Source organism: Streptomyces sp. NPDC038135, assembly GCF_055601245.1.
Genome location: NZ_JBVJXS010000005.1, coordinates 411,167 through 423,763, shown reverse-complemented (window position 1 = coordinate 423,763; position 12,597 = coordinate 411,167). Strand labels below are relative to the sequence as shown.

Annotated in this window: 10 protein-coding genes; 8 read left to right on the top strand and 2 right to left on the bottom strand. The window is 71.4% G+C overall.

What is annotated here, in order from left to right; genetic code table 11:
- Positions 1-106 precede the first annotated feature (106 nt).
- The 6 genes from ACZ7JA_RS16655 (at position 107) to ACZ7JA_RS16630 (ending at position 8,620) form a co-directional block, all read left to right on the top strand.
- Entirely contained in the window at positions 107-688 is a 582-nt protein-coding gene (locus ACZ7JA_RS16655; protein WP_389305705.1) for a Dps family protein, read from the top strand.
- Between the two features lie 567 nt (positions 689-1,255).
- Positions 1,256-1,669 (top strand): hypothetical protein, encoded by a 414-nt coding sequence (locus ACZ7JA_RS16650; protein ID WP_351666563.1) that lies wholly within the window; start codon positions 1,256-1,258, stop codon positions 1,667-1,669.
- A complete protein-coding gene (locus ACZ7JA_RS16645) occupies positions 1,666-2,319 on the top strand; it encodes a hypothetical protein (protein ID WP_389447927.1) in 654 nt (217 codons plus the stop codon). The genes ACZ7JA_RS16650 and ACZ7JA_RS16645 overlap by 4 nt, the downstream gene beginning before the upstream one ends.
- Positions 2,320-2,321: 2 nt before the next feature.
- Entirely contained in the window at positions 2,322-7,094 is a 4,773-nt protein-coding gene (locus ACZ7JA_RS16640) for a putative T7SS-secreted protein (protein ID WP_470808860.1), read from the top strand.
- Positions 7,095-7,101: 7 nt separating this feature from the next.
- Positions 7,102-7,860 (top strand): hypothetical protein, encoded by a 759-nt coding sequence (locus tag ACZ7JA_RS16635; protein ID WP_470808858.1) that lies wholly within the window; start codon positions 7,102-7,104, stop codon positions 7,858-7,860.
- A 1-nt stretch (position 7,861) separates the two neighbouring features.
- Entirely contained in the window at positions 7,862-8,620 is a 759-nt protein-coding gene (locus ACZ7JA_RS16630) for a hypothetical protein (protein WP_470808856.1), read from the top strand.
- Between the two features lie 71 nt (positions 8,621-8,691).
- Here ACZ7JA_RS16630 and ACZ7JA_RS16625 read toward each other — a convergent pair whose 3' ends face one another.
- The gene (locus tag ACZ7JA_RS16625) at positions 8,692-10,125 is read right to left on the bottom strand and encodes an endo-1,4-beta-xylanase (RefSeq protein WP_470808854.1); all 1,434 of its coding nucleotides are present in this window, start codon (positions 10,123-10,125) and stop codon (positions 8,692-8,694) included.
- Positions 10,126-10,543: 418 nt separating this feature from the next.
- On the opposite strand from ACZ7JA_RS16625, the gene ACZ7JA_RS16620 reads away from it, so the two are divergent.
- Positions 10,544-11,968, top strand: a complete 1,425-nt coding sequence (locus ACZ7JA_RS16620) for a non-reducing end alpha-L-arabinofuranosidase family hydrolase (protein WP_470808852.1) — start codon at positions 10,544-10,546, stop codon at positions 11,966-11,968.
- Between the two features lie 112 nt (positions 11,969-12,080).
- On the opposite strand, the gene ACZ7JA_RS16615 is transcribed toward ACZ7JA_RS16620, so the two are convergent.
- The gene (locus ACZ7JA_RS16615) at positions 12,081-12,347 is read right to left on the bottom strand and encodes a hypothetical protein (RefSeq protein ID WP_470808850.1); all 267 of its coding nucleotides are present in this window, start codon (positions 12,345-12,347) and stop codon (positions 12,081-12,083) included.
- A 65-nt stretch (positions 12,348-12,412) separates the two neighbouring features.
- Here ACZ7JA_RS16615 and ACZ7JA_RS16610 point away from each other — a divergent pair, with 65 nt between their 5' ends.
- Positions 12,413-12,571: a hypothetical protein gene (locus tag ACZ7JA_RS16610; RefSeq protein WP_351666577.1), complete on the top strand. Its 159-nt coding sequence runs from the start codon at positions 12,413-12,415 to the stop codon at positions 12,569-12,571.
- Positions 12,572-12,597: the final 26 nt, after the last annotated feature.

The window sequence follows — 12,597 nt, the reverse complement described above, 5'->3', positions numbered from 1 at the left end:
TTCCGTGCGCTCCCGAGCACGTGCATGTGCGCTTCAGGGCAACCCACCCGCCATGCCGGCACCTAGCGTCACCCGTGTCCACGGCCAGTCAGCAGGAGGCGGAAACATGACCATCGAGTCCCAGCACGTCGGCAGCCAGCCGTGGCTGCACCAGAAGGGCGAGATCATCCAGGAGTTCGGGACCGTGAAGCAGTTCCCCCTCGGCCTGTCCTACGAGACGCGCATGTACTCCTGCCAGCGCCTCAACAAGGTCCTCGCGGACACCCAGATCCTTTACGGCCTCTACAAGAAGCACCACTGGCTGATGCGCGGGGCGACCTTCTACCAACTCCACCTGGTCCTGGACAAGCACGCGGGGGAACAGCTGGAACTCGTCGACGCCCTCGCCGAGCGGGTCCAGACCCTGGGCGGTGTCGCCGTGGGCGATCCCCGGCACGTCGCCGAGATCACGTCGATCCCGCGCCCTCCGGACGGTGTCGAGGAGGTCCCGGCGATGCTCTCGCGACTGCTGGAGGCCCACGAGGTCATCCTGACGGAGGCCCATGACGCGGCCGCCCGCACCGCCGAGCTGGGCGACGATGGCACCAACGACCTGCTCGTCTCCCAGGTGATCCGGACCGGCGAACTCCAGGCGTGGTTCCTCGCCGAACACCTGGTCGATACGCCCTTGGTCCGTGTCCGGGCCTGAGCGATGACCTCCTCACGGCCTTTTGAACCGCCCGCCCGCGATTCGCGCGCCTCAGGCGTATGAGGACGGCCTCAGCGTCCGGTTGAGGATCTGCGTACCCAGCCGGTCCGGACAGTTCCATCCGAGGGCGAGGGAGAGATGTCGTCCTGACGCTCGGTTGACGCTCCTGACACCCGAACGCAGGACAACGCGCCGAAACGTGGGCCTGACCTGGTCTTTTCGGAGACCTGCTCAGGCCGACATCCTTCCGATGACGCACCACGTGGAGTGCGTGGCGATCCTGGAGCCGGCCGCCAAGGGCTCCTGACACCCCGGCTGCGGCCTCGACGTACGCGGCGATCGGGTCCGCCCTCGCGGCGTCGTGCCCGCGGTCAACCGATGCCCGCGGGCCGAGGCGCGCCGTGTAAGGGCCGGCGTGCCGCCGTCGGCCCGAGAGGTGGCTCGCGTCGCCGCGTGCTCCGTCGCCGGTTGCTTCCGCCGTTTCACAGGAACTCCGGAGAACCATCCGCCCGTTCGCGTGTGTCCTCCCCTACGGTGCCATGAGTCGTCGGTGACAGGGGAGGAACCGTGGAGCAGCCGAGAACGGCGCTCGCCGAGCGTATCGCCGAGCGGAGACGGGCGGACGGCGACCCCCGGGCCCTCGTCGGTGAGATGCGCCGTTCAATCCTTCTGGTGCCGGTGGCCGGCGGCGGGCTGTGGTCGGTGCGTGCGGGCGGGGTGCGGTGGATCTGCGGGTTCACCGACGAGACCGCGCTGGCCCGGTTCGCCCGCCACCACGCGCCCGGTGAGCAGCCGGTGGACCACGCGGCTCTGCTGGGCGCGCGCATCGTCGACGAGATCGTGCCGGCCCTGGGCGAGCCCGCCGGCCTCGCCGTCGACATCGCCACCGAGGACGGGGCGATGTTCTTCCCGCCCGTCGCCGGCATCGTCCCGGACGCGGTCGCCGTCGACACCGGCCGCGCGGGGGAGGGGCGGTCATGAGCGACGACGGCAAGGACCTCCAGCTGGACAAGGAGTCCGTCGCCAGGTTCACGCAGGGCCTGGGGACGACCATCGACCAGCTCGGCGACCTCGGCGGCGCCACCGGTTCCGTCATGGGGAAGGGCTTCTCGGAGCTGGCCATGACGGGGATGGAGGCCGGACACCACGGCCTCTCGACCGACTTCGAGGACTTCTGCGAGTCCTGGGAGTGGGGCGTGCGCGCCCTGGTCCGGGACGCGAGCGAGATCGCGAACCGGCTCGGCCTGGCGGCCGGCACCCTCTGGGAGGAGGACCAGTACGTCGCGGGCTCGCTGAAGGTGGGCGCCAACTCCCTGTTCGGCGGCAACCCGCACGCCAGTGAGGAGGAGATCGCCAAGCAGGGCTGGGGCGACATCCTCACCCCGGACTACCTGCACCCCGACTACAGCGCCGAGTCGTTCGACAAGGCCGGTGACGACATGGCGCAGACCTGGAAGGACACCGGCCGCACGGTGCTCACCGAGGGCCAGGGCGGGCGGCAGTCGGAACTGCTCAACAAGGCGTTCGGCATCTCCGACGACCAGTGGAACCAGGCGCTGGACGACACCTTCGGACCGTCGCCCGAGGAGCGCGCGCAGCAGCAACAGCAGGGTGAGTCCGGGGGAAACTGACGGTGGGTATCGGCGACTTCATCAGTGACATCACGCCCGACTCGGTCGAGGACAAGATCGAGCACGGCGTCGAGTGGGTCGGCGACCGGGTCGAGGACGCGGGCAACTGGACCGCCGACCGGTTGCAGGACGTCGGCTGGGAGTCCGGCGCCGACTGGGTGCGCGAGCAGTCCCGTTCGGTCGCCAACCGGCTGGGCGCCGAGGTCGACGAGATGGACCTCGGGCAGACCGAGGACAAGACCAAGCTGATCTACGGCAGCCCCAGCAAGATCAACGCCGTGGCCGCGAAGCTCCGCGCCTTCGAGTCGTCCTTCAACGAGACCGGTGACGGTCTCCGGGGCCTCGACACCTCCCGGCTCAAGGGCGAGGCGGCCGACGCGCTGCGCACCGCCGTCGGCAAGCAGCCGCACCGCTGGTACACGGCGGGTGAGGCGTGCGTCAAGGCGATCAGCGCGCTGGAGTCGTTCGCCGACACGGTCACCTGGGCCCAGGGCCAGGCGCAGACGGCGATCGACAAGTGGAAGGCGGGCGTCAAGGCGTCCGAGGACGCCGCCGACGCCCACCGTGCGAAGGTCGACGCCTACAACAAGGCCGTCGACCGCTACAACGCCCAGCCCGCCGAGGAGCGGAACCCGTCCTCGCTCCCGCCGCGCCCCGCCGAGACCTTCGAGGACCCCGGCAGGAAGCTGATGCAGGACGCCCAGGACATCCTGGCCGACGCCCGCACACAGCGGAACTCGGCCGCGGAGACCGCTCGCTCCGCGGTGCGCGCCGCCCGCGACATGGCCCCGAAGAAGCCGTCCTACGCCGAGCAGCTGCGGGACGGCTTCGGCGAACTGCAGATCATGCAGGACCACGTGGCCGGCGGCCTGATCAAGGGCACCGCCGGGATCGTGAACTTCGTCCGCAGCGTCGACCCCATGGACCCGTACAACCTCACCCACCCGGCCGAGTACGCCACGTCCCTCAACAGCCTGGCCGCCGGCCTCGTCGTGGCCGCCAACGACCCCGTCGGCACCGGCACCCAGATGGTCAAGGACTTCATGAAGGACCCGGCCGAGGGGTTCGGCCGGCTGATCCCCGACATCGTGCTGACCGTGGCCACCGACGGCGGCGGCGCCGCGGTGAAGGGCGTGCGCATCGCCGAGGACGCCTCCGAGGCCGCGAAGGTGCGCAGGCTCGTCGACGACGTCGAGGACGGGACCCACAGGCGCCCGGACGGGGAGCGCCTCACCGACGGTTCCGACCCGGTGGACCTCGCCACCGGCCGGATGTTCCTGCCCCAGACCGACGTGGAGATCCCCGGCATCCTGCCGCTGGTCTTCACCCGGCGCACCGAGTCCGGCCTTGCGACCGGCCGCTTCCTGGGCCCGGCCTGGACGTCCACGGTCGACGAGCGGCTGGAGATCGACGCCGTCGGCGTCGTCCACGCCACCGCCGACGGCCTCCTGGTCACCTACCCGCACCCGGTCCCCGGCGACCCCACCCGGCCGGACTCCGGCGGCGGCCGGACCCTGCTCGCCCGCGACGCCGACGGCGACTACACCCTGACCGACCCCGATTCCGGCCTGGTCCGCCACTTCACCGCCCCGCCCGGCGCCGAACCCGGCGGCGACGGCACCGCCTGGCTGTCCGGCATCGGCGAACGGGGCGGGCACACCGTCACGGTGGACCGGGCGGACGACGGACTGCCGCTCGCCCTCGTGCACTCCGCGGGCCACCGGATCCGGCTGACCACCGCAGACGGGCGGGTCACCGCGCTCTGCCTGGCGGGTGGCGGGGAGGACGGCGCTGACCTGCCGCTGGTGCGCTACGACTACGGCGACGAGACCGGCGACCTCACCACCGTCACCCGCCCCTCCGGCGCCGCCACCGCCTTCCTCTACGACGAACGCCACCGCGTCATCGCCTGGATCGACTCCAACGACCGCCGCTACGACTACGTCTACGACGACCGCGACCGGGTCGTCGCCGAAGGCGGCGAGGCCGGCCACGTCCAGATCACCCTGACGTACACCGAACCCGACCCCGCGACCGGCCACCGCACCACCACGCTCACCACCGCCGACGGCCGGGCCACCCGGCACCTGATCGGCCCGCACTGCCGGATCCTGGCCACCACGGACGCGCTCGGCCTCACCACCCGCTTCCGCCACGACGCGAGCGGCAACCTGCTGTCGCGCACCGACCCGCTCGGCGCCAGGCACGCCTTCACCTACGACGACGAGGGCCGGCTGATCTCGGCCGTCCGCCCGGACGGCTCCGAACTGCGCCTCGTACGCGGCCCGTTCGGGCTGCCGACCCAGGTCGTCGGGCCGGACGGCGCCCGTACCGCGTACACCTACGACGAGCGCGGCAACCGGACCTCGTACACCGACCCGGCCGGACGCACCACCCGCATCGCCTACGACGACGCCGGCCGCCCCACCTCGGTCACCGACGCCCTCGGCAACACCACCCACATCAGGTGCGACGCGGCGGGGCGGCCCGTGGCGGTGACCGACCCGTCCGGCGCCACCACCCGCACCGAGCGGGACGGGCTCGGCCGCCCGGTGCGGGTGACCGACCCGGTGGGCGGCGTCACCCGCCTGGAGTGGAACGCGGACGGCCTGCTCGCCCGCCGCACCGGCCCGGACGGCGCGACCGAGTCATGGACCTACGACGGCGAGGGCAACTGCACGGCCCACACCGACGCCGCCGGAGCCGTCACCCGCCACGAGTACACCCACTTCGACCTCCCGCTCGCCACCACCCGGCCCGACGGCGCCCGGTACGCGTTCGAGCACGACGCCGACCTGCGCCTCACCCGGGTGACCGGCCCGCAGGGCCTGAGCTGGACGTACGCGTACGACGCGGTCGGCAACATCGTCTCCGAGACCGACTTCGACGGGCGCACCCTGACCTACCGCGTGGACGCCGCCGGCCGCCTCACCGCCCGGACCGACGCCCTCGGCGGCACCGTCTCCTTCGAGCGCGACGCACTCGGCCGGGTCCTCGCCAAGACCGTCGACGGCCAGGTGACGACCTACGCGTACGACCGGGCGGGCCGCCTCCTGGAGGCGGTCGGACCGGACGGCGAGCTGCGCTACCAGTACGACCGCCGCGGGCTGGTCAAGACGGAACTGGTGGACGGCCGCCCGATGCTCTACTCCTACGACGACCTGGGCCGGCGCGTCCGCCGGACCACCCCCACCGGCCACGTCACCACCTACGCCTACGACCCCGACGGGCTCCCCGCACGGCTGACCTCCGGCGGCCGGCCGGTCGACTTCACCCACGACGCCGCCGGCCGCGAACTGGCCCGCGACTTCGGTGACGCGCTGACCGTGACGTCGGCCTGGGACGAGGCCGGACGGCTCGCCGCGCAGCACATCACCGCCGGCGCCCGCGCCGTCAACAGCCGGGCCTACGCCTACCGCGCCGACGGGCACCTGCTGTCCGTCGCGGACGGGCTCGCCGGGACCCGCACGTTCGACCTGGACCCGCTGGGCCGGGTCACCGCCGTCCACGCCCCGGGCTGGACGGAGCGGTACGCGTACGACGACGCCGGCAACCAGACCTCGGCCTCCTGGCCGGACCGGCACCCGGGCGCCGAGGCCACCGGGCCGCGCACGTACAGCGGCACCGGCATCACCCGCGCCGGAGACGTCCGCTTCGAGCACGACGCCCTCGGCCGCGTCACCCTGCGTCAGAAGACCCGCCTCTCCCGCAGGCCCGACACCTGGCGCTACACGTGGGACACCGAGAACCGCCTCACGTCCGTCACCACCCCGGACGGCACCCGGTGGCGCTACCGCTACGACCCGCTGGGCCGCCGCACCGCGAAGCAGCGCCTCGCGGCCGACGGCGAGAGCGTGGCCGAGGAGGTCCGCTTCACCTGGGACGGACTCACGCTCTGCGAGCAGACCAGCCACCGCCCGGACCTCCCGCACACGGTCGCCCTCAGCTGGGACCACCGGGACGTCGTCCCGCTCGCCCAGACCGAGCGCATCCTGACGGCCGACAGCCGGCAGCAGGAGATCGACCGGCGGTTCTTCGCCATAGCCACCGACCTGATCGGCACCCCCACCGAACTCGTCGACGAGGCGGGCGGCATCGCCTGGCGCAGCCGCAGCACCCTCTGGGGCACCACCGCCTGGGCCAGGGACAGCGGCGCCTACACCCCGCTGCGCTTCCCCGGCCAGTACTACGACCCCGAGACCGGCCTCCACTACAACCTCTTCCGCCACTACGACCCCGAGACCGGCCGCTACACCTCCCCGGACCCGCTGGGCCTCGCCCCCGCGCCCAACCCCCTCGGCTACGTGGACAACCCGTACAGCGGATGCGACCCGCTGGGGCTGATGCCCAAGTACACGAAGGAGGAGAAGGCGCAGAAGCGGATCGACAAGATCCTCGACGACGTCGCCGACCGGGCACAGAACGGTGAGATCAACAAGCACGCCAAGTACCACGGGGACACGCGCCACGGTTTCACCGACGAACAGGTCCTGAAGATCCTGAAGGAGCCCGACGCCGTGTACCAGTCATCGGGTCAGGCAGGGAACTTCATCTACCGCAAGGGCAACGACATCGCCGTGGTCTACGGGCCCGGTGCCAAGCAGGGCCAGGTCATCACGGCTTACGGAGAGTCGGGCATCAAGGGCGAGTCGGGCGTCAAGGCGCTCGGTGGCAGTCCGACCGACCCCGGCGCCCCGGTGACCCACGAGGACATCGTGCAGGGCAGGATTCCCACCGAGGACGGCTACCTCGCACCGGCGAATCGGATCAGATGAGGCACGCATGAGCATGACACTGGCATTCGACGGCGGTTGGCGCGCGACGGTCACGGACGAACCCCTGCGCCTCACCCCCCGCTTCACGGGCGACTCCGTGGACGTCGTGCGCTACGCGACCGTGCAGGAGCGTGAGCGGTTCCTCGCCGACACCTTCGGCAGCCAGGACCACCTGTGGGACGCACCCGACGTCCTGCGGTTCGACCCGGTCAGCCGCGAGCTGGTCGGGGCCGAGCTCCGGATGCCGTACGTCTCCGCGTCCGCCGAGACTACCGTCCGTGTTCCGGTCATGCCCCCGGTGCGCCCGGGCGGGCTCCGGGCGGAGGAGGTCCGGGACTTCCGGCACGAGATGTGCTCGGTGCTGTGCCGTGCTCCCGGGGACACCGTGCTGACCTGCCTGCGCGATCTCGACGTCCTCGACGAACCGGTGGAGGCCTGTGTCGGCATCGCCCCCGACGTGGCGCTCCTGGTCCAGGACGGCACCGTCGTCGGCTGGAGCCTCACCGACCCCGCACGGCATCTGACCACCGCGTACGCCGACCCCGATCCGAGCCCGCCGGCGCCCGCGACCCGCCGGCTGCTGACGGAGTGCCTGGACCTGCTGACCGCGCCGGTGGTCGACGACCTGGTGGACGGTGAGCCGGCCGCCGTGGCCCGCCTGCGGGCCGCCGACGAGGCCCTGCGCGCCCAGCGCGAGGACCGGCGTCGCGCCGACGCCCTCCTGGCGCTCATCGGCACCATGGTGGAGGACTACGGGAAGGGGTGACGTGAGACTCACCCTTGACGGCGACTGGACCGCGACGGTGACGGACGATCCGCTGCGCTCCAGCCCGCGCTTCGACTTCCCGGGCCAGTGTCTGCGCATCGCGGAGTACGCCGGCGTGGAGGAGTGGCAGCGGTTCCTCGGGGAGACCTTCGGCAGCCGGGAGTGGCTGTGGGACGCTCCCGACGAACTCCGGTTCGACCGGGCCGGCCGGCAACTGGTCGGCGCCGGCTTCCGACTGCCCTACGAGTGCGCTGCCGCCGAGGACTCCGCCCGCGTTCCGGCCACGCCCCCCGTCCGCCCGGGCGGCCTTCGCGCGGACGAGGCCCGGGACTTCCGTCTGGAGGTGGCCACGGAGCTCTGCCGCGCCCCCGGAGACACCGTGCTGACCTGCCTGCGCGACACCGACGTCCTCGACGAGCCGCTGGAGGCCCGCATCGGCATCGCCCCGGACGTGGCGCTCCTGGTCCAGGACGGCACCGTCGTCGGCTGGAGCCTCACCGACCCTGTGCGGTACCTGACCACCGGATTCGCCGCTCCGGACCCCGGCCCGCCGTCCCCGGCCGTCCGGCGGCTGTTCACCGAGTGCCTGGACCTGGTCACCGAGCCGCTGCTCCACGAGGTGAAGGACCGGGACCCGGCCGCCCTTGCCCGCCTGCGGGCCGCCGACGAGGCCCTGCGCGGCCGGCGCGAGGACCGGCACCGCGCCGACGCCCTCCTGGCGCTCGTCGGCACCATGGTGGAGGACTACGGGAAGGGGTGACCTGAGACGCCGCTGCCGGCACCCGGGCCGGGTGCCGGCAGCGGCCGGTGGGGCGGGCGCGGCCGGTTCCGTCAGGTGCGGGTCCAGCGTTGGTTGCTGCCGTTCGAGCAGGAGTAGAGCTGGATCAGGGTGCCGTTGGCGGTGCCGCCCGAGACGGCGTCGAGGCAGAGGCCGGACTGGACGCCGACGATGGATCCGTCGGAGTTGAGGCGCCATTTCTGGTTGTCGCCGCCCCAGCAGCCGTAGATCTGGACTTTGGCGCCGTTGCCTGTGCCGGCGGCGTCGAGGCACTTGTCGCCGTAGACCTTGAACTCGCCGGCGTCGGTGTACGTCCACTGCTGGTTGGTGCCGCTGTGGCAGTCCCAGAGCTGGAGCTGGGTGCCGTCGGTGGTGCTGGTGCCGGGCACGTCCAGGCACCGGCCCGAACCGACGCCCTTGATCTGACCGCCGCCCGCAGGGGGCGTCGTGGAGTCGCCGCCGTTGAGTGCGTTGAGGACGGCGGTGTAGGCGGACTTCTTGCTGCCGTCGCCGTTGAACAGCAGCGGCGTGTCCCCCGATCGCCAGGAGTCGGTGTCGCGCACGCCCCAGACGGTGATGCCGAGACAGCGCGAGACGGCCAGGCAGTCGTTCGTCACGCTCGCGTAGGTCGAGGCCGAGGCGCCCTGGATGTCGAGTTCGGTGATGGCCACGTCGACGCCGAGGGCGGCGAAATTCTGCAGCGTGGTGCGGAAGTTGCTGTTGTAGGGGCTGCCGCTGTTGAAGTGCGACTGGAACCCGACGCAGTCGATCGGCACGCCGCGCTGCTTGAAGTCGCGGACCATGTTGTACACGCCCTGGGTCTTGGCCCAGGTCCAGTTCTCGATGTTGTAGTCGTTGTAGCAGAGCTTGGCCGCCGGGTCGGCGGCGCGCGCGGTGCGGAAGGCGACCTCGATCCAGTCGTTGCCCGTGCGTTGCAGGTTGGAGTCCCGCCTGCCTCCCGAACTGCCGTCGGCGAAGGCCTCGTTCACGACGTCCCACTGGGCGATCTTGCCCTTGTAGTGGCCCATCACGCCGTTGATGTGGTCGATCATCGCCTGGCGCAGTGTGCTGCCGCTGAGGCTCTGCATCCAGCCGGGCTGCTGGGAGTGCCAGGCCAGCGTGTGGCCCCGCACCTGCTTGCCGTTCTGCACCGCCCAGTTGTAGACGCGGTCGCCGGCGCTGAAGTTGAACTGGCCCCGCTGCGGTTCGGTGGCGTCGATCTTCATCTCGTTCTCGGCCGTCACCATGTTGAACTCACGGCCCGCGATGGTCGTGTACGCCGAGTCGCCCAGCTTGCCCGAGGCGATGGCGGTGCCGAAGTAACGGCCTTTCTGTGCCGCGGCGGCGCCGAGCGTGTTCTCGGCGGCGTGTGCGCTCGGCGGCGCGACCAGTGCGGTGGCCGCACCGAGAACACCGACGACGAGCGCTAAGAGCAGGGCGCGGATCCTCCTGCTGACAACGGATCCGGGAAGGGCGTACGAGCCCATGACTGTGCCTCCAAGGTAGAGATCACGGTTGGACGGAAGAATCGGCGGCGGTGCTCCACGTCTCGACACAGGCCAGGGCCGACTTCTCAGACAGGGATGATTGAGGTGGCGACCGCGGCTCGTCAATACATTCCGCAGAAGAAATTTCCGATTGCCTTTCGAAACTTTCGAAACGCCCTGGCCGAGTGTCTGCACTGCCCATGCACCGCTTCATTCACGGGTCAAGTGGCTTACAAGCCAGTGATTTGACGGTAGGTCGCGCACCGGCGCGCCGTAGGGAGTCCGAAACTTTCGGCTTTGCAGTCGATACGTGCGGAAGCTATTGACGCCGTTCACCGGTTCCCTATCATCCGGGTTGCTCGATGGTTCGACCGTTGTTCGAAATGCCGACCGCCTACGCAAAGGTGAGGACGTATCCATGCGCAGTCGAAGTTTCCGCCGCAGGCATCCGTCTGTGGTACTCGCCGCCGTGGTCGCGGCCCTGGCCGCGTTGGCGGCGCTGCTCGTGGCCGCCCCGGCCCAGGCGGCCTCCAGCGGCGCGCTGCGCGGTGCCGGTTCCGGCCGGTGCCTCGATGTGCCGGGCGCCGTCCGGACCGACGGCACGTATCTGCAGATCTACGACTGCTGGGGCGGGACCAACCAGCAGTGGACGTCGACGGACCGCAACCAGCTCACCGTGTACGGCGACAAGTGCCTGGACGTTCCGGGCCACGCCACCGCGGCCGGTACCCGGGTGCAGATCTGGACCTGTTCCGGCGGGGCTAACCAGCAGTGGCGGGTGAACTCCGACGGCACGGTCGTCGGCGTGGAGTCCGGGCTGTGCCTGGAGGCCGCGGGCTCCGGTACGGCCAACGGCACGGCGGTGCAGATCTGGACGTGCAACGGCGGCAGCAACCAGAAGTGGACCGGCCTGTCCGGGACCCCGACCCCGCCCGACGGCACCTGCTCCCTGCCGTCGACCTACCGGTGGACGTCGACCGGCGCGCTGGCGCAGCCGGCGAACGGGTGGGTCGCGCTGAAGGACTTCACCGATGTGACGTACAACGGCAAGCACCTGGTCTACGCGTCGAACGTGTCGGGGTCGTCGTACGGCTCGATGATGTTCCGGCCCTTCACGAACTGGTCGGACATGGCGTCGGCCGGCCAGACCGGGATGAGCCAGGCCGCGGTGGCGCCCACCCTGTTCTACTTCGCGCCCAAGAAGGTCTGGGTGCTGGCGTACCAGTGGGGTGCGTGGCCCTTCATCTACCGCACGTCGAGCGACCCCACCAACCCCGACGGCTGGTCCGCGCCGCAGCCCCTGTTCACCGGCGGCATCTCGGGCGCCGCCCCGATCGACCAGACCCTGATCGCCGACGACCAGAACATGTACCTGTTCTTCGCCGGCGACAACGGCAAGATCTACCGGGCGAGCATGCCGATCGGGAACTTCCCGGGCAACTTCGGCTCGTCGTACACGACGGTTATGAGCGACACGGTGAAGAACCTGTTCGAGGCGCCGCAGGTCTACAAGGTCCAGGGCCAGAACCAGTACCTCATGATCGTCGAGGCGCGCGGTGCGAACGAGCAGCGGTACTTCCGCTCGTTCACGGCCTCCAGCCTGAACGGTTCGTGGACCCCGCAGGCCGCCACCGAGAGCAACCCCTTCGCCGGCAAGGCCAACAGCGGCGCGACCTGGACCGACGACGTCAGCCACGGTGACCTGGTCCGCGACAACCCCGACCAGACCATGACCGTCGACCCCTGCAACCTGCGGCTCCTGTACCAGGGCAAGTCCCCCTCCGCGAGCGGCCCGTACGACCAACTGCCGTGGCGGCCGGGCGTCCTCACCCTGCAGCGCTGAACCGGCCCGTGCACCCCCCGGCGGCCGGCCCCACCTGATGGGGCCGGCCGCCGTCCTCCGTGACAGTCGCCCGGCGTCACCTCGGCGACGACCGGCCGCGCGCCAGGAGGGGTCACGGCCTGGGGGCGCCGCCCGGCGTCGCGCGCGCGGCACCGTGCACGGCGGCTCTGGGGTCGGCTGAGGGAAGCTGGCCGCCGCTCACGTCACGCCACACGGCCTCGGCGAACCGGGCCGCCTGCGGGTGCGAGCCGTGCGACGGATAGGCCAGGTGCAGGCGGACGGTGGGGGCGTCCCGCAGCCGGACGAACCGTACGGCCGGATGGTGGTAGCGCCGCGTGGAGTCCTCCGGCGCGGTCCCGACCCCGAGGCCCGCCGCCACCTTCTCGAGCCACTCGTCGTAGTTGGACGGCCCTGTCCCCGCAGGCCCGCGCGACGGGTGTGGCCATGTTCGGCGTCGCCCTCTACGTGGGCAGCGCCGTGGCCACCGGGCTGGCCGCCTCCACCGCCCAGGCGCACGACTACCGCCCCCTGTTCCGGCTCGCGGCGCTCCTGACCGCGCCCCTGACGGTGGCCGCGGCGGTGGGCCGGGCGCGCTACCGCTGAGCGGCGGTCCCGGCACGACGCCCGTC